A 17,564-nucleotide genomic window follows, 5' to 3' on the forward strand; every position below is an offset into this window, starting at 1 on the left:
GTTTTTCCTTAAAGAGACGGACTATTCGTTAGGGATGAATGGCTTCAATGTTTTTTCAATATCGCTCTTTGTCATACCGGGGTGAATGAGGGGGCTATAAAGCAGTTGAATGATTGTTTTATCCAAAGATGAATAAGCCTGGACATAGGAAGCCGGCTGATAGAAAATGCTATCACTATAGCGCATCGAATCCTTAGCTAAGCCAAAGCTTTGAGTGATCTCTTCTCGAATTAAGTGATTCCGGATTCTTTGAGTTATGGTTTGACTGTCAACTACCACATCGGCATGGGTGATCACGTTCTTATCATTAGACCGATAATTGAAATAACCGAGGTTTCCGGCATGATAGCTTGGAATGTAGTGAGGAAAGTCATATTCGGGAACGAAATAAACATTAATATTGGCTTTACCCTGAGAAATGACTTTCACTTTGACTGTTGTGAGAAGGGGATTGAGATCCTGAGCCACTTGTTTTATGGTGTGAAGATCCTCAGTGGTTGGTGTACCAAAAGGACGGATACTAATGGTGGCGTGCTGCCACTTACGAATCACGGGTGCACCTCCATATTCTGCCCCTAAAGCGATAGCTTCAAAATAATCAACAGCTTGTCGACTATAAGCACGTTGAGATAGGGAGACTTTGGCTTTTTCAGTAGACGGGTGAGAAGGGGTACAAGAAGCTAGTGTGATAAAGCATAGGACTAGACATAGCAAGCGTATCACAGTCATGGTCACACTCCCTAGAAAATATTCCTTTTAAAAGAAATATTGACAATTTTCTGTTCATATATTCAGATTATCATGTTTTGTCAAAGAGGTCATATTTTCTCAATCAGTGTGGCAGGGGACATTTAAAAGCTAGCAGCCTATTAAGCATGATAAAATTATGGTCATATACTATCAGTTCATGGGGGAATAAGAATGAAGAAGCATGTATTGGTTGTTGGAGGAACAGGAATGTTGAAGAAGGTGAGTATCTGGCTTGCTCAGCAAGGCTATGCTGTGTCTGTAATGGGAAGAAATCAGGAGCGTTTACAGGCGGTTGTGGAGGCAGCTGATGGAGAAGGGGATATCCATCCGGTTGCGATTGATTATCGCCAAACGGATCTCTTCAATACAATGCTAGAGACTATACAAGTGCAGCGGGGGGCGATTCACTTAGTCGTCAGTTGGATTCATTCTGATGCGCCTGAAGCTTTCGATACTTTAATAAAGGGTGTGAATGGTTCAGAGACTAACGTCTGGCGCCTTTTCAGAGTTAGGGGAAGTGCCGCGTATCTTTCGAAGCCCCTTGTAGCTATCCCTAATCACTGTCTATATCGAGAAATTTTACTTGGCTTTATTGTAGAGGAATCAGGCGCCTCTCGGTGGCTTACACATGATGAAATTGCTGGCGGTGTGATTGAAGCCATTCAAACCGATCGCGGAAAAAGCATCGTCGGCCAATTGGCGCCTTGGGATCAGCACCCATAACCGTGGTGTGTCACATCCAGCGTTAAAGTGAGGAGAGAAATAAGCATTTTACAGGCATTCCTGCTCCCAATCCATTATAGTAAAAGCTAATAAGACAAACCGTTCTTCTCGGTGAGTCACATCTAAGGAGGTTACTATGGAAACACGATCACTTGGACGTTCAGGATTAAAAGTTACAAATTTGTGCTTGGGAACAATGACCTTTGGGAATCAGGCTGATAAAGAAACCGCATTTGCGATTATGGATAAAGCGTTTGATGCAGGGGTGAACTTCTTTGATACGGCAGACATGTATCCGCTTGGTGGTTCTTATGAGCAACTGGGGGCAACAGAAGCCATTATTGGCGATTGGCTGCAAGGAAAAAGGGAAAAGATCGTTCTTGCTTCAAAATGCTTTGGGGCAATGGGACCTGGCGTCAATGAGCGTGGCCTGAGCCGCAAGCATATTATTGATGCAGTCGATCAAAGCTTGCGTCGTTTAAAGACGGACTATCTCGATCTCTATCAAGCCCATCAATTTGATCCAAGTACACCGATAGATGAAACATTGAGGGCTTTTGACGATTTGGTAACTCAAGGAAAAGTGCGTTATATCGGGGTATCCAATTGGCGCAGCTGGCAGGTGGCAAAGGCTCTTGGTATTTCTGAACAGAAAAATTTTGTTCGCATTGAAAGCGTGCAGCCACGTTATAATCTATTATTCCGGATGATAGAGGAAGAGCTTGTTCCAATGGCTGTTAGCGAAGGCGTGGGCATTATCAGCTATAATCCATTGGCAGGAGGGATGCTTACAGGACGTTACAAATGGGGGAATCAGGTGGAAGAAGGCACGCGTTTTGGTCTTGGTGGTGTAAGTAAAGCGGGGGATCTCTATCAGAGTCGTTATTGGCATGAAGCGACGTTTAATGTCGTGGAAAGCTATCAAAAGTGGTGCCAAGAGCATGGTTATGATATGGTGACCACCGCAGTACGTTGGGTAACACAACAGCCAGGGATTACGTCTGCGATCATGGGGGCCAGTCGTCCGGAACAATTAGATGCAAGTCTTGCTGCTGCGGATTCCAAACCATTAACTGAAGAGGATTTAGAGTGGCTTGATCAGCTCTGGTTCCGTTTACCGCGGCGTCGTGAAGAGAGATAATGGGACAATAAGGAGTGAGACGAACGTGAGCTTCTCTGATAAGGTCGTTATTGTAACCGGTGCGGCAAAGGGCATTGGCCGAGGCGTGGCACTTGCTTATGGTGAAAAAGGAGCAAAGATTATCATTGCTGATATAGATGATAGACTGGGTCATGAGACGGTAAAGCACTTGCGTGACAGGCAAATAACCGCACAATTTATCCAAACAGATGTCCGCAGTGAAGCGGCTATTCAGCACTTGATGGAAGAGACAACTAAAGCCTTTGGTACAATTGATATTTTAGTTAATAATGCTGGAAAAGGGGCATTTAAGCCAATGGCACAGCTTACTGTAGACGAGTGGGAGGATGTCATTCATACCAACCTGCGAAGTGTATTCCTTTGCTCAAGAGAGGCAGCCAAAGTGATGCGTGAGAATCCACAGGGAGGAGCCATTGTCAATATTGCTTCCACACGTGCGTTGATGTCTGAGCCCCATTCCGAGCCCTATGCTGCCACCAAAGGAGGCATTGTTGCGCTCACTCATGCGTTGGCAGCGTCACTCAGTGAGGAGCATATCACTGTCAATGCGATTTCTCCGGGATGGATTGAGACAGGCGATTATTCTACGCTTCGGGCGGAGGATCATGTCCAGCATTTTTCAAAAAGAGTTGGCAAGCCAGAGGACATTGCCAAGGCTTGTCTCTATCTTACACAGGAAGACAATGATTTTGTTACGGGGATTAATCTCGTTGTTGATGGCGGCATGACGAGAAAAATGATATATGAGGAATAAGGAAAGAGGTTAAGGCCTTCATGGAAACTTTCACTGCGTTTGCTGTAAATAAAGTAAATAGTAAATGACAAGGGAAATCACAGCGTTGACGCTGGATGATTTACCCCAGGGGGCGGTCACAGTTAAAGTAAAAGGAAGAACATGGGTTGCCATCCCTTAAAAAGCTAACTGAATAACAAGCCGTGAGAAGCCGAGAAATTGTTCGGCTTCTTTTGTTTTATGAATCGCTCGGTCGCTTTACAAAGAGAGTATAGAGAACAAGAGTGATCATTAAGCAAGCCCCACCAGCCAAATAACCACCTAGAATATCCGTAGGAAAGTGAACACCAAGATAGATACGGCTGAGGCCGATACATACTATGATGCAGCTGGCGATGAGCCATATCCAAGTGCAACGTCTGTGTTGGGTTTGCCATGCTGTAACGAGCAAAAAGGCAAGAAAACCAAAAAAGGCGATCGCATTCATGGCATGACCACTCGGAAAGCTATAGGAGCTTGCAGGGAGGAGATGGGCGAGCGTCGGACGCGGTTCCTGGTACATTTGTTTTAAGTATGCATTAAAAAAACGGACACTAAAAAAATTGTATAACAATAGAAGCGACAGCATGTAGCGCTTGATCATAAGGGTGTAGAAGACAAGTATTAGCGTCAAGGGGAGTGCGAGATAAATCGAGCCTACGTACGTAAAAAAGCCAAAAAAATCAAACCCAATCCTTCCATAGGCATTATAAAGCCCAGATTGGATCTGACGATTGAAATGGTGAAAGACAGGGTGATTATAATAATGAGCAACGATAAAAAATAGGGCAGTTAAAAGAAAAAATCCAAGTATATAAAGGGATAGCTTAAAAGATTTATGTAAGCTCATGACTAACGTCTCCATAAAAAAGATTCAGCGGCAGAGAGAGGAGATGCTCTGATACAATTGACACGCTTACTTTTCTCATTTGCTTTTGACACGAAAATAATCTGCAATGATTTTTTTACTGTTCTGCAGTGCTGGGTCGCCTTTGATATTGGCGAGCATGCTTTGAATGACGATCGGTCTAGGTGTTTCCTCATTCATTTCACTTTCGAGAACGGCAAGAGAGCTGAGCATGTCCTCATTATCATTTTTCTCTGCTAATTTTTCCTTCAATTCATTAACAGCGTTCGTAACCTGCTCAAAGGTTATAGGGGTTTCAGAATGGTGATGAGAACACTCCAAGCCTGATAGTGCCATATCAGCATGTAAAAAGGGTTGTTCTCCCGATGAGAGTAACCCCTGAACCACGTCATCAAAACGGCGAATAATAAAGTGAGCGAGCTGTTCAAAGTTAAGAGGCACTTGATCAAATATCAGTTTAAAATAGCTTTGGGCTAACCCTTCAATAATAAAAAATAAATCATAAATGTAAGGCTGGACTTCTGATCCATAAATATCAAGAATGCTATTTTCTATCCATCGGAGTGTATCTGTGCGCATTTTTTTGATCAATGTATGTAGCTCATCGTGGAAGGTAAGGGCTTGCTCGCGCATGAACATCGTGAAAAAGCTATGATTATCATGAATCTCCTCAAATTGGATCATGATTTGTTTAGTGAATTTTTCCTTTGGCGTCAGTTGTAGTTTGTTTATTGAATTGATTTTATTCTTTATTGAATCGTAATAGTAGTAGAAGATTTTTAAGAGGAGATCTTCCTTTGAGTCAAAATATAAATAGACGGTCCCTTTAGACATCTGTGCATGGTTAGCGATTTCTTGGACGCTAGTATTATGAAAGCCATTTTCGGCAAAGAGTTTTATAGCAGACTCAATGATGAGCTTCTTTTTTTCCTTCATCTTATTCACTTTCCTTTATGTGCTTAGTATGACCAGTCAGTTATTATTATACAGTAAAACGTCATTAATTTGTTAAACTATAAAAGTTAAAGTCCAGTATAATTAAAATTAGATTGTCCAATAACTAAAAGGTGACAGTGTGAAAACGCCTTGACACTGACTATCCAGTCATCTAGACTAGCATTATGACCAGTTGGTCAGTGCTCCGTTTGTTTATCTATTAGAAAGGTGGAAGTTGATGAGACGTATTATTCAATTCTCGCTCAACAATAAATTTGCCCTATGGCTCATGACCATTATTGTCATAGTAGCAGGTTTGTATTCAAGTGTAAATATGAAAATGGAGACTCTTCCCAGCATTACGCCTCCGGTGATGACGATATCGGCGGTAGATCCTGGAGCAACGCCAGAAGAAGTCGCGGATAAAGTAACTAAACCAATAGAACAAGCGATTCAGAATCAGCCGGGAGTGAAAACCGTCACTTCCAACTCTTATAAGAATACATCATCCATCCAGGTAGAATATGAATTCAGTACAGATCTCGATCAGGCGGAGGACAAGCTTAAGGATGCGGTAAGCAAAATCGATTACCCTGATAATGTGGAGACACCGACTATTAATCGGCTTTCCTTAGATGCTTTCCCAATTTTAACTTTTAGTGTGTCTCAGTCCGATCACCAGTCATTAGAGAAGCTCACACAAACGGTTGATAAGCAAATCGTTCCTAAGCTTGAAGGCGTCGAGGGTGTTTCATCCGTTGATGTATCCGGCAAAGAGGTCAAGGAGATTGATCTTTCCTTCGATAAAAAGGCTTTGGATAAGTACGGGTTAGACGAAGAGACGGTCATTAACACTATCAAATCGGATAATGCATCGGTGCCTTTAGGCCTATACACTTTTGGTGACACACAGCAATCCGTGGTCATTAATGGACAGGCGACAACGCTTAAGGATTTGAAGAACCTTGAAATACCTGTTCAAGCAATGGCCGGCCAACAAGGGGCTGGTCAGCAAGCAGGCACACAGGGAGCAGCAGCTGGACAAGCAGTACCACCATCCAGCCAACAGTCAACGATACAGCTGCCGACGGTAAAATTGTCCGAGCTAGCTGATGTTAAAATGGTGGGCAAGGCAGACTCAATAAGCCGTACAAACGGCAAACCATCAATTGCCGTTCAAATTGTAAAGGCATCTGATGCTAATACAGTTGATGTGGCAAATGGCATCAATGATCAAATGGAGAAAGTAAAAAAGGATTTTCCTAACTTAAAGGTGATCAACACTTTAGATCAGGCTCAACCGATTAAAGATTCAGTCAATGCCATGATTGAAAAAGCGGTGCTTGGTGCCATTTTTGCCATGCTGATTATCCTGTTGTTCTTAAGAAATATCAAATCAACGATCATATCGGTTGTATCCATTCCACTTTCATTGCTCATTGCGATGATCATTTTAAAACAGATGGATATTACCTTAAATATTATGACACTTGGTGCCATGACAGTGGCTATTGGGCGTGTCGTTGATGATTCTATTGTCGTTATTGAAAATATATACAGGCGCTTATCCTTAACGGGGGAAAAATTAAAAGGAAAAGAGTTAATCATTGCGGCAACGCGGGAAATGTTTATTCCGATTATGAGTTCTACGATTGTTACCATCGCGGTCTTTTTACCTTTAGGCTTTGTTACAGGGATGATCGGACAGCTCTTCTTACCCTTTGCCTTAACTATTGTCTTTGCTTTATTGGCGTCTCTTCTTGTCGCGATCACCATTGTACCGATGCTCGCGCACAGTTTGTTTAAGAATGGACTGAAGGAGAAGGCAAAGCGTGATGACGCGCGACCGAGCAGGTTTGCATTGGGATATAGAGGCTTTTTAAATTGGACATTGAATCATAAGTGGATCACATCAATCATCGCAGTGCTTTTACTTGTTGGCTCATTCACCCTTGTGCCATTTATTGGGGTAAGCTTTATCCCGTCAGATGAACAGAAAATGATGGCGATCACGTATAACCCAGATCCTGGCCAGACTCAGGCTGATGTCGAGAAGGTGGGTACGCAAGCGGAATCCTATTTTGATAGTCGCAAGCATGTCAAAGTGATCCAATACTCCATAGGTGGCGGCAATCCATTAAGCCAGAATGAGAATCAAGCGTTATTCTATATTCAATATGATGATGACACACCACATTTTGATAAAGAACAAGACACTGTATTGAAGCATTTGAAAAAGTCTGTAAGTAAAGGCGACTGGGGAACGGTTGATATCTCTTCAAGTGGCTCAAGTAACCAGGTCACAATGTATGTCTACGGAGATAACATAGATGAAATCAAGCCGACCATTGAAAAAATTCAAGGGGTCATGAAGGCGAATAGCCACCTTAAAAATGTCGATTCCAGTTTGTCTAAAAATTATGTGGAGTACACATTTGGTGTGGATCAAGATAAATTAAGTGCGCTTGGATTAACAACGGCGCAAGTCGCAGCAGCATTTACACAAAACAGTCAACGCGATGCGATTACGACGGTTAAAAAGGGCAATGAGGATATCAATGTCTATCTAGCGAGTGATGAGTCTAACTATCAAACGATTGATGACCTCGCTAAGACAAAGATTAAGACGCCATCAGGTAATTCTGTTGCATTATCAGATATTACGGATCGGGATAAAGGGCAAACCTCTGATACGATCACGCGTCGGAATGGTCAGATTTATGCGAGCGTATCTGGAGACATTACGAGTAAGGATGTCAGTAAGGTCACTGCTGATGTTAAAAAGAAGGTTGATAAAATTGATCTGCCTTCAGGTGTAAGTGTATCTATGGGTGGGGTGTCTGAAGACATTAATACGACCTTTACGCAGCTCGGCTTAGCGATGCTGGCGGCCATTGCGATTGTATATTTGATTTTGGTGATTACCTTTGGTAGTGCGGGTACACCATTTGTCATTTTACTTTCACTCCCATTTGTGCTTATAGGCGCTTTCTTGGCCCTCTTCATTTCTGGAGAGACCATCAGTGTCTCAGTAATGATTGGTGCATTAATGCTGATAGGGATTGTCATTACAAATGCTATCGTGTTGATTGACCGTGTTATTCATAAAGAGAAAGAGGGCATATCCACGCGTGAGGCGTTGTTAGAAGCGGGTGTAACGCGTTTGCGGCCGATATTAATGACGGCGATAGCTACGATCTGCGCCTTATTGCCATTGGCATTTGGATTGGAGGGCGGCGCACTGATCTCCAAAGGTCTGGGGATTACTGTCATTGGGGGCTTAGCAAGCTCAACGCTCTTAACTCTTGTTGTAGTACCAATTGTTTATGAGCTCTTTGCTTGGCGCAGAATCCGTAAATGGAAACGAGAGCATGAAGTAAAATAAAGAACCTATCAAAGGGTGAGATAAAACGAAAAGAAATCACCCTCGTAACGAACGATAAGTAGTCAGGGAAACGGGAAGCGGAGTCAAAATACGGAGACGCCTACAGGAACGGGGCAAATGTTACTTCACGAATAAACGACGCGTTGTTCCGAGGATGTTGACGACAAAGCAAGCCTAACAGACGAAGGAACAGGGGCTTCTTAGTCAAGCCTCTTACATTTTCAAGGCCCTTCGGCTAAAAACATCACATCCATGTGATAACGCCTAAGCTAGCACATCCATACCACTCCAAAACGTAAAAAGCACTCTTCGGGGATCCCGGTGGTGCGTTGAAACCCGAAGCTAGCGCCTCCTTGCGCGCCTAAGGCGGTGCCTGTGGCAAGCGAGTAGTTTGACGGAGCGCTTCATGACTCACTCAAAAATCCGAACGCATCCCTTCAAAATTGTGGGTGCGTTCGGATTCTCTATGAGCTGAAGACATCTGCCCAGCCCTTTTGATCACCCACTTTCCGCTGGAGTCTCGCGCCTCGCGCTCCAATCCGCTTAATCAGGCAATGAAGTCTATTTCATATTGGATGATGCTCTATACTAAGGACAAGGACCGGGCAAGCTCTTCGCCCGGTTTTTCTTATACTATCAGAATGTATAACTTCGCTGACGCTCATAAAGGAAGAGAGTATAAGGCGGGCTTTGACTTTCGACATTAAAGCTTGGCGATAAGCCAATTTTTCTAACTTTTTATCTTCCATCTGATTCAAATCCCCTTTTTCGTGTTTAAATTATTAGGTATGCCTTGGACTTCTTTGGAAACAGACAAACATTATTGGAAGTATTACTCTGACTTTTTCTTCACAGAAAAAAGCATAGCATTCGGACTCAAACAGTAAGTGAAACTAACGGCGGTGTAAGCTTCCGAATCAGAGGGCTCAACAAATGAGGATGTCATATGAATAAATAGAGTGGATAATCCTTCAGTCAGCCTGACAACAAGGTTTCAAAATGGGAAAAGCTGATCAAAGTCGTTAATATGAGTGGCACGTCTAGCTGACATCTGACAGGGCAGAATCCGCCATGCGTTTGTCTGAAATGACTACGATTAAAATTTTTAAAATATTTAAACTTATAAGTAAGACGCCGAAACTAAAGGATGAGGTAGTTGAAGTGTATATTTATTTCGCTGGATACTCTAAGAGCAGATCACTTGGGATGCTATGGCTATTCTAAAGCAACAAGTCCGCATATTGATGCGATCGCTTCACAGGGAGTGTTGTTTGAAAAAGCCTTCGCCTCCGATATTCCGACTGAAGTGGCCCATACGAGTTTGTTTACTGGAAAGGTAGGTTTGTCCACAGGTGTGGTGTCGCACGGATCAACGCAAACGTATTTACCTAAATCTGTCGAGTGGCTTCCAGATATCTTAAGAAGATCAGGATGGACAACAGCAGCGGTTGATAATTTATATCATCTAAAGGAGTGGTTTGCCAGAGGGTATCGCTACTATATTAATACGAAGGGAGAGAAGCGATGGATCGACGGCCGAACGATTAATGCTTATGCCAAACCGTGGCTTAAAGCCCATAAGGATGAAGACTTTTTCTTATTTTTACATTATTGGGATCCGCATACCCCGTATTTGCCACCTAAGGAATATATTTCGGACTTTTATTCAGCAGAAAAAAATCCCCGGGATCCCGCTAATCCAAGTATGAACCGAGCCTTTCACCACAGAGCCTATCCTTTTTTTAAGTACCATCATTATGACCTGCTTAAAGGTGTTACAGATGCAGACTATTTCAATGCCCTCTATGATGCTGAAATTAGATATCTAGATGACTTGTTAAAAGAGTTAGATGATGTTCTTGATGCATTAGGTATTTTAGAAGAGACCTGGCTCATTTTATTTGGAGATCATGGAGAAAGCTTGACCGAGCATGATATCTTTTGGGATCATTGTGGGCTTTATGAGTCGACAGTCCATGTACCCATGATTATGCGCTGGCCTCAACAGCTTCCAGAAGGTAGGCGTATAAGAGCAATGGTTCAACACACTGATCTGATGCCAACACTCCTAGAGGCAATAGGAATGGCGTCCCCAATAGGGCTCGATGGAGAAAGCCTGTGGCCGCTAATAACAGGAAAACAAACGCACCTTCGTTCGACCATCTTTCTCAGTGAATGTGCGTGGCAAGCCAGTCGTGCCATTCGGTCACAGCAATTCAAATTAATCAAGATGTATGATCCGGGCCCTTTTGTCCGACCGAAGTATGAGTTGTATGATCTTATCCGTGATCCACAGGAAAAACATAATGTCGCACAGAATTTTCCTGAAATAAAAGCACGCCTTGAAGAAACCTTGGAGCGTTGGGTTAGGTCAAAGCTAGGTGATGAGCGTGAGGACCCGATGATAACAGTGCTTAGAGCGGAAGGCCTTCCCTTTAAAAGGCGCATTGAAAAAATATTGGATGAATACGGCTTGTCGTGGGAAAGCTGGTGTCACAATCCTGATCCTGCAAGGATAGATAACCATTAAGTGAAAAATATCTCTTTGTGTAAGCCCTTTCATAAATTAAGTAGAGGTGATGACGGTGGGATTCAAAAAGCTAGGACGGATAGGATTCATGCTAGCGCTTGCTTTAAGTGTGTTATCTGCCTGTGCGGTGGTGCCTGGCACTTCTTCTAAGCAAGGGAGCGGAAAGGATTCAGGAAAACCATTTAAAGGGACGATTACCATGTATGCAGGGGATTATAGCCCTAACAAAATTGTTCTGCAAAATGATAAGAAAGCGACAGTGATGCAAACACTAGCGGATGAATACGAAAAGAAAACAGGGGTAAAAATCGAATTTATCAAAGGCCTTCCTGCTGATCAAGATTACATGACATGGGTGAGAACAAAAGCTGCCGGTGGACAGCTTCCTGATATCATTTGGTCGCAGTGGTATGACGCCAATTCGGCCTTAGCAAAAGGGACGCTGATCGACTTATCTCCCTACCTAAAAGCCAAGAACCCGTATGCAGATAACACGCCCTGGAATCAATTGTTAAACAGTCAAATCATGTCGGAAACCAAAGCGCCGAATGGCAGCACTTATGTCATTAATGGCGACTATGTAGGGACAGCCACCTTTTATAATAAAGAGGCCTTTAAGAAGGCCGGAATCACATCCTTTCCTGAAACGTGGTCGGCATTCATTGATGCCTGCAAAAAACTGAAGGCGGCGGGCTATACGCCTTTTGCTTGGGACTTAGCTTCTAGCCCGACGGGGATGGATCGAATCACGTGGTTGGCGCGATTGTTTTATACTAATTTTTATTCAGATGAATATGATAACCTCATGTTTTCTGGCAGTGAAACGATGACCAATAAGGATCAAGTGATCGCAATTAAAAAAGGGATCTTTGGTCCAGAGAATAAGAAGTGGATGGCGTTGTGGCCGATTATTAAGGATTTTTCATCCTATTGGCAGAAGGATTTTACTGGCAGTGATTCCAATGGACAGGGAACAATGCTTGCCTTTCTTAAGGGGAATGTTGGCATGTATTTTGATGGCTCGTGGGCTGCAGAACAAATCAAGTCGGCGAAGCCCAGTTTTGAATGGGGATCTTTTAAAAATCCTTATCCGGATAAAGCAACATCTGAATTTGCGACTGATTTCGACTCCTCAGCTTCTATTGGTGGTCCCAGTGCAGGCTTTCAGTATGCAGTCCCCTCACAAAAGGCCAACAATTCTCTTACGCCAGCAAAGGAAAAGGCCATTGTGGATTGGTTGATGTTTATCACCACACCAAAGCATGATGAGGCGATTGTTAATGAGCTTGGACGCGATGTGCCTACCATTGCTGGAGCAAAGCCAACAGCACCGCTAAGCAATTTATCCGATTTGATTAATCAGCCATTAAAGAGCATTTTTGGTGGCATTAATCTCGAACAGAAAGAGCAGGATGCTATTTATAGAGCGTTTCAGAATTATATTTTAGGCGATATTTCCCTCGCGCAATTTGGAAAAACGGCAAAGACTGAGATGAACAAAACGGCGGATCAAATGATTAAAGACAACCATTGGGATCTTTCCGAGTACCTAGATAAATAACAAATGAGCGGGCGTTTCCACTGTGTCTAAGGAAGCCCTGCACCTTTCCCTCCAAAGGAAGCAGGAAGCTATCCAAATACATGCCTTGGCTATGGGCGAGCTAAAAAAGGGGTGAAGAAATGGCAAAGACGGTAGAGGATGTGAAAATCGCTCGGGTAATAAAACACTCGCGCCTTAAAAAGCACTTTCGTTACAATTGGAAATCAGGCTATGGCATGCTGATCCCTTCTTTCATTCTATTGATTCTGTTCATGTATTATCCAGCGATGATTGCCATTGGCTTTTCTTTTACGAATTGGGATGGCTTTAATCAGCCGCAATTTACAGGTCTTACAAATTATAGTGCATTGTTTCATGACAAGATCTTTTGGCTTTCATTAAAAAATGTTGGTATCTGGGCTGTTATAAAGGTCGTTATTGAACTCCTTGTTCCTCTTATTGTTGCTGTCGTCATCTACCATTTGAATAGCAAAAGGATGCAGTATATCTATCGTGTGTTGTTCGTCATTCCTGTCGTTGTGCCTGGGATTGTTATGTTTATGATTTGGAGCTTTATCTATGATCCAAATGTCGGTGTGTTAAATGCTTTGTTGCATGCTGTTGGCATGGATGGCTTCATAAAAAATTGGCTCGGTGATCCTAAGCTTGCTTTGTATGCACTCATGTTTGTCGGTTTCCCTTTTGTTATTCCTTTTAATCTTCTCATCTTTTTTGCAGGATTGCAGAATATCTCAGAGAGCATTTATGAATCGGCGAAATTGGATGGCATTACACGAATCAAGCGCTTTTTACACATTGAAATGCCATTAGTGATGGGGCAGGTAAAGCTCATTCTGATATTAACGGTCATTCAGCTTTTGCAAAATGTGACCTTGCCCTTGGTCATGACAAACGGAGGACCTGGTTATTCCACTTATGTTCCTGGATTATATATGTACTTTCTTGCCTTCCAAAATGGTCAATTTGGCCTCGGTATGGCGGTTTCGATGATCATTTTTGTCATTGTATTAATCCTGACATGGATTCAGATGAAGTATATTAACCCAAGTACGGAATATGAGGCTTAGAAGGGAGAGAGGAGCTTGATACAGCATTTGCGCAAGGACTTTTGGAGTCATTGCTTTTTAGTCATTCTTGCATTTATAGCTCTATATCCATTCATCTATATGATTATCACTTCATTTAAGACGAATGGACAATTTTACAGTCATTTTTTTGGCATCACTTTTCCACTTCATTTTGAAAATTACAGATTAGCGTGGGAGTCGATTGGCGGGTATATTTTTAACTCCGTGTTTGTCGGAGTGGTTAGTGTCCTGCTCATTATTTGCTCGTCTGCGCTTGCTGGCTATTCGTTTGCCCGCCTTCGCTTTTTGGGCAAGAATTTTCTTTACATGTCAGTGGTTGCCTTGCTGATGATTCCTGGTTTGTTAACCCTTATTCCTTTGTTTTTATTAATCAAAGGCTTTGGACTTTTGAATTCTTATGCAGGGCTGATCCTGGCCTTTGCTGCCGCTGGTCAGGCGTTTACTATTTTTGTTTTTCGGCAATCCTTTGCCTCCCTACCAGAAGAGCTCTTTGAGGCGGCGCGTATCGATGGCTGCGGTGAAATGCGTGTCTTTTTGCAGATTGTTCTCCCACTTGCTAAGCCGATTGTCGGCACGATGGCGATTTGGAACCTGCTTACGATTTGGAATGAATATATGATGCCGCTTGTTTTAATCAGTGATTCTAGTAAATTTCCAATTACTGTTGGCTTAATTCAGTTCAAGAGTCAATTTGTTTCCCAAACGTTATATGGGCCGATGTTTGCGGGATACACCATTGCTTCATTACCTTTACTTTTGCTCTTTATTTTTACCATGCGTTTATTTATGAAAGGCCTTACATCAGGAGCAGTAAAAATGTAAAATACTGAGTTAAGCAAGAAAGAGGCGTATGCATTGGTTGAAAGGAGCTTAAAACATGATTGTTTTTAGTAGTGAAACGTATATGAAGGAAAAGACCTTTCCTTTCTGCATTAATCGCTATATTCATGACAGTCAAAATTATCCTCCTGTACACACGCATGAATTTGTTGAATTGGTCTACGTTGTTGCTGGTGAGGCGGAACATGTTTTTACTGGAAAGCATTATAAGCTAAAAGCAAAGGATGTTTTCATTATTAATCCAGGGGAGGATCATACCTTCCGAATCCCACCTGGTCGTTCCATTGAGATCATTAATTGTTTGTTTTTACCTAACTTAATTGCCCCTTCACTACTTAAAGAGCTAGGTGTCTCACAATCCATTGATTTCTTTTATATTCAACCCTTTCTTGATACGGATGATCGATTTCATCATCATTTGAATCTGGTTCATCATGATGCCTTACATGTACAGTCAATACTCGAGACGATGCTGAGAGAGTTTGAGAGTCTTCATCAGGATGCTTCCACCTTGATCCGCTTAAAAATGATTGAATTACTGCTTCTTTTGTCTCGGGTTTATCGCGAGGAAAAACAAAGGCGCTTAGAAGGTTGTGGAAGCTTTGGGTATAGTGAACAGCATTTACTCGTTTTGCGGATTTGTGGCTACTTGGAACGTCATTATGATGAAAAGATTGCCATTCCTGCTCTCTGTGAGCTCTTTAATATTAGCTCGCGTCACTTGAATCGCTTGTTTAAACAAGAAACAGGCTTAACGGTGATCGAGATGGTTCATAAAATTCGCATCGAGCGTGCTAAGTATTTTTTGGAAAATACTAATGAAAAAGTGATTGCGATTGCTTTTAAGGTTGGCTATGAGGATCCAGCCTTTTTCTCTCGGTTGTTTCGCCGCAATGTGGGGATATCACCTGGAAAATATCGCGGAAGGATTCATGGGATGACCAGTCTTTAAAATAAGAAAGATTGGCTTAATCCACACGATAAAAGGCGTGATCAGCAATGAAAGGCTTGAGGCTTTAAAATAAAATAAAATAGAACTAGATTCTGATCGTTTTGTTATTCCCACTTTATTTAATGGAGAAAGGTGTGTGTTCAAGTTATGTTAAAGGTTGCAGTCGTTGGTGTAGGTCATATTGGCAGTATTCATGCTTCTGTTTATAAAGATAATCCAAAGACAGAGATTGTTGCCGTGTGCGATAGCATTGTGGAAAAGGCTGATGAAGCGGCCAAACAGTTTGGTGGTCGTGCCTTTTATAGTGTGGAAGAGATGCTTCAAAGTGGCATTGCCCTTGATCTTGTTAGTGTTTGTACAAAGGGGGAGGAAAATGGCAGTGAGCATTATGCACCGACAGTGCAGTTATTGAAAGCTGGCATTCCAGTCTTAGGTGAGAAGCCGATTTCAAATCAGTTGGAGGAAGGAAGAAAGATGGTGGCCCTTGCGGAAAAGCTAAAGGTTCCCTATGCCATTAACTTAAATCATCGCTTCACTCCTGCTGCTGTTCGAGCAAAGGAATGGGTGCAAACAGGCCGGTTAGGCCAGCTTCATATGATCAATATGCGCATGTGGATTAATAATCCAGTGGAATCCTCTCCATGGTTTCACTTACGCGCCCTTCACCCTCATTCTCTGGATGTGATGCGCTACTTCTGTGGGGATGTTAAGCGTGTCGCCGCGTTTATGCTGAAGGGGGAAGAGCGATCCATTTGGTCCAACACTCAAGTCCTACTTGAATTTGAAAACGGTGTCATTGGGAACCTTGTTGGCAGTTATGATGCAGGGGCGAGTTATGGATTGGAGCGTTGCGAAGTCGTAGGCTCAAAGGGGCGTTTTGTTATTGAGGATGCTTGCGAGCAACTGACGTTTTATCCCCGCCATTCCATTGAAACGGAAACCTATGCTTATTTAGGCGGTATGCGTTCATTTAATGAAACCTTTAAAAGTCGTATCAGTGCTTTTGTTGATCAGCTCTCTGATACCGTCAGCTATGATGAGGTCGATGGCTCAGGGCGTGATGCATTAAAAGCACAGACGATTATTGAAGCAGCGATTCGCTCTTGGGAAACCGGGACAATTGTCTCGATTGAGGATCAAGCGCTTAAAAGTTCACAGGAGGTGCAGCCATCATGATTAAGCTCGGTGTGAATTCCGTTTTATTTAAGGACTTTGACTTTCCGACAGCTGCACGGCATATTGCATTAAGCGGTTATAGTGGGATTGAAATTGCTGCGATCAAAGGTATGTGTGAGCATTTGGTCTTAGAGCGTTGGCGTGAACAAGTGAAGGACATTCAATCGTGTGTAACAGAAAATGGTTTAGAGTTATTGGCGATGGAGGTGGCTTCGCTTGACGAGGATCGCTTGACCAAAGCCTTTGAGGCAGCTGCCACATTAGGCATCCCTGTTGTCAATGTTGGTCCAGGTGGAAAAGCAGGGGTAGAAGAAGATCTGAGCACCTCCATTGAAACATTAGATCATCTTGCCAAAAAAGCAGAGCGGTATGGTGTCACACTATGCGTTAAGGCGCATTTTGGCAATGCGATCCATGATACCCCTACGACCCTACGTGCCATGGAAGCCATCAGTTCACCCGCTTTTGGTATTGATATGGATCCCAGCCATATTTACAGAAGTGATGAAGTCCCTGACCAATCCTTGGCGCAGGTGATGGATCGAGTGAAGCATATTCATATTCGGGATTGTAAAGGCCGTTCTCAAGGACCTGGACCAATACAGGATCAGGCATGTGGACGTGGGGATATCAACTTGTTTGCTTATTGTCAGCAGATGGTCAAGGACCATTATTCTGGTCCGGTTTGTTTGGAAGTGATTGGAGCCAAGGGCCATTCGTTAGCAGAAGTATCAATGATTGCTGCAGAAAGCTATGGGTATCTCAATGCCTGTTTTAAGGTATTAGAATCACAAAATTCTTCTGTTGAAAGGATTTAATAG

Annotated in this window: 14 protein-coding genes; 11 read left to right on the forward strand and 3 right to left on the reverse strand. The window is 42.8% G+C overall.

Annotated features, from left to right (window positions below; all coding sequences use genetic code 11):
- Nucleotides 1-21: 21 nt before the first annotated feature.
- Nucleotides 22-729 (reverse strand): DUF2927 domain-containing protein, encoded by a 708-nt coding sequence (locus IEW82_RS07160; RefSeq protein WP_188691435.1) that lies wholly within the window; start codon nucleotides 727-729, stop codon nucleotides 22-24.
- A 192-nt stretch (nucleotides 730-921) separates the two neighbouring features.
- On the opposite strand from IEW82_RS07160, the gene IEW82_RS07165 reads away from it, so the two are divergent.
- The 3 genes from IEW82_RS07165 to IEW82_RS07175 all read left to right on the forward strand — a co-directional run bounded on the left by IEW82_RS07165 (nucleotide 922) and on the right by IEW82_RS07175 (nucleotide 3,389).
- Nucleotides 922-1,473 (forward strand): SDR family NAD(P)-dependent oxidoreductase, encoded by a 552-nt coding sequence (locus IEW82_RS07165; RefSeq protein WP_188691437.1) that lies wholly within the window; start codon nucleotides 922-924, stop codon nucleotides 1,471-1,473.
- A gap of 136 nt (nucleotides 1,474-1,609) precedes the next feature.
- On the forward strand, nucleotides 1,610-2,614 hold the full coding sequence (locus IEW82_RS07170) for an aldo/keto reductase (protein ID WP_188691439.1): 1,005 nt from the start codon (nucleotides 1,610-1,612) through the stop codon (nucleotides 2,612-2,614).
- Nucleotides 2,615-2,639: 25 nt separating this feature from the next.
- Entirely contained in the window at nucleotides 2,640-3,389 is a 750-nt protein-coding gene (locus tag IEW82_RS07175; RefSeq protein ID WP_188691442.1) for a glucose 1-dehydrogenase, read from the forward strand.
- 217 nt (nucleotides 3,390-3,606) lie between these two features.
- Here IEW82_RS07175 and IEW82_RS07180 read toward each other — a convergent pair whose 3' ends face one another.
- Both IEW82_RS07180 and IEW82_RS07185 read right to left on the reverse strand, forming a co-directional pair.
- Complete coding sequence (locus tag IEW82_RS07180; RefSeq protein WP_188691445.1) at nucleotides 3,607-4,257, reverse strand: phosphatase PAP2 family protein; 651 nt, start codon at nucleotides 4,255-4,257, stop codon at nucleotides 3,607-3,609.
- Nucleotides 4,258-4,332: 75 nt separating this feature from the next.
- Nucleotides 4,333-5,211, reverse strand: coding sequence for a TetR/AcrR family transcriptional regulator (locus IEW82_RS07185; protein WP_188691448.1), 879 nt, complete (start codon nucleotides 5,209-5,211; stop codon nucleotides 4,333-4,335).
- Nucleotides 5,212-5,449: 238 nt separating this feature from the next.
- Between IEW82_RS07185 and IEW82_RS07190 the strand changes: the two genes are divergently transcribed.
- The 8 genes from IEW82_RS07190 (at nucleotide 5,450) to IEW82_RS07225 (ending at nucleotide 17,561) form a co-directional block, all read left to right on the forward strand.
- Nucleotides 5,450-8,596, forward strand: a complete 3,147-nt coding sequence (locus IEW82_RS07190; protein ID WP_188691451.1) for an efflux RND transporter permease subunit — start codon at nucleotides 5,450-5,452, stop codon at nucleotides 8,594-8,596.
- Between the two features lie 1,156 nt (nucleotides 8,597-9,752).
- Complete coding sequence (locus IEW82_RS07195; RefSeq protein ID WP_188691454.1) at nucleotides 9,753-11,126, forward strand: sulfatase family protein; 1,374 nt, start codon at nucleotides 9,753-9,755, stop codon at nucleotides 11,124-11,126.
- Nucleotides 11,127-11,181: 55 nt separating this feature from the next.
- Nucleotides 11,182-12,687: an ABC transporter substrate-binding protein gene (locus tag IEW82_RS07200; RefSeq protein WP_188691457.1), complete on the forward strand. Its 1,506-nt coding sequence runs from the start codon at nucleotides 11,182-11,184 to the stop codon at nucleotides 12,685-12,687.
- Between the two features lie 119 nt (nucleotides 12,688-12,806).
- Nucleotides 12,807-13,754 (forward strand): carbohydrate ABC transporter permease, encoded by a 948-nt coding sequence (locus IEW82_RS07205; RefSeq protein ID WP_188691460.1) that lies wholly within the window; start codon nucleotides 12,807-12,809, stop codon nucleotides 13,752-13,754.
- A gap of 15 nt (nucleotides 13,755-13,769) precedes the next feature.
- Nucleotides 13,770-14,597 carry a carbohydrate ABC transporter permease gene (locus IEW82_RS07210; RefSeq protein WP_188691463.1) on the forward strand — a complete coding sequence of 276 codons (828 nt, stop codon included), beginning with the start codon at nucleotides 13,770-13,772 and terminating at the stop codon, nucleotides 14,595-14,597.
- Between the two features lie 55 nt (nucleotides 14,598-14,652).
- Entirely contained in the window at nucleotides 14,653-15,567 is a 915-nt protein-coding gene (locus IEW82_RS07215) for an AraC family transcriptional regulator (protein WP_188691466.1), read from the forward strand.
- Between the two features lie 147 nt (nucleotides 15,568-15,714).
- Entirely contained in the window at nucleotides 15,715-16,743 is a 1,029-nt protein-coding gene (locus tag IEW82_RS07220) for a Gfo/Idh/MocA family protein (protein ID WP_188691468.1), read from the forward strand.
- Complete coding sequence (locus tag IEW82_RS07225; RefSeq protein WP_188691472.1) at nucleotides 16,740-17,561, forward strand: sugar phosphate isomerase/epimerase family protein; 822 nt, start codon at nucleotides 16,740-16,742, stop codon at nucleotides 17,559-17,561. The genes IEW82_RS07220 and IEW82_RS07225 overlap by 4 nt, the downstream gene beginning before the upstream one ends.
- Nucleotides 17,562-17,564: the final 3 nt, after the last annotated feature.

This window comes from Pullulanibacillus camelliae, from assembly GCF_014642655.1.
Lineage (GTDB): Bacteria > Bacillota > Bacilli > Bacillales > Sporolactobacillaceae > Pullulanibacillus > Pullulanibacillus camelliae.

Coding starts and splice junctions, on each gene's coding strand:
- IEW82_RS07160 (WP_188691435.1), bottom strand. CDS start 729: ATGACTGTGATACGCTTGCTATGTCTAGTCCTATGCTTTATCACACTA.
- IEW82_RS07170 (WP_188691439.1), top strand. CDS start 1,610: ATGGAAACACGATCACTTGGACGTTCAGGATTAAAAGTTACAAATTTG.
- IEW82_RS07215 (WP_188691466.1), top strand. CDS start 14,653: ATGATTGTTTTTAGTAGTGAAACGTATATGAAGGAAAAGACCTTTCCT.
- IEW82_RS07220 (WP_188691468.1), top strand. CDS start 15,715: ATGTTAAAGGTTGCAGTCGTTGGTGTAGGTCATATTGGCAGTATTCAT.
- IEW82_RS07190 (WP_188691451.1), top strand. CDS start 5,450: ATGAGACGTATTATTCAATTCTCGCTCAACAATAAATTTGCCCTATGG.
- IEW82_RS07185 (WP_188691448.1), bottom strand. CDS start 5,211: ATGAAGGAAAAAAAGAAGCTCATCATTGAGTCTGCTATAAAACTCTTT.
- IEW82_RS07205 (WP_188691460.1), top strand. CDS start 12,807: ATGGCAAAGACGGTAGAGGATGTGAAAATCGCTCGGGTAATAAAACAC.
- IEW82_RS07165 (WP_188691437.1), top strand. CDS start 922: ATGAAGAAGCATGTATTGGTTGTTGGAGGAACAGGAATGTTGAAGAAG.
- IEW82_RS07180 (WP_188691445.1), bottom strand. CDS start 4,257: ATGAGCTTACATAAATCTTTTAAGCTATCCCTTTATATACTTGGATTT.
- IEW82_RS07225 (WP_188691472.1), top strand. CDS start 16,740: ATGATTAAGCTCGGTGTGAATTCCGTTTTATTTAAGGACTTTGACTTT.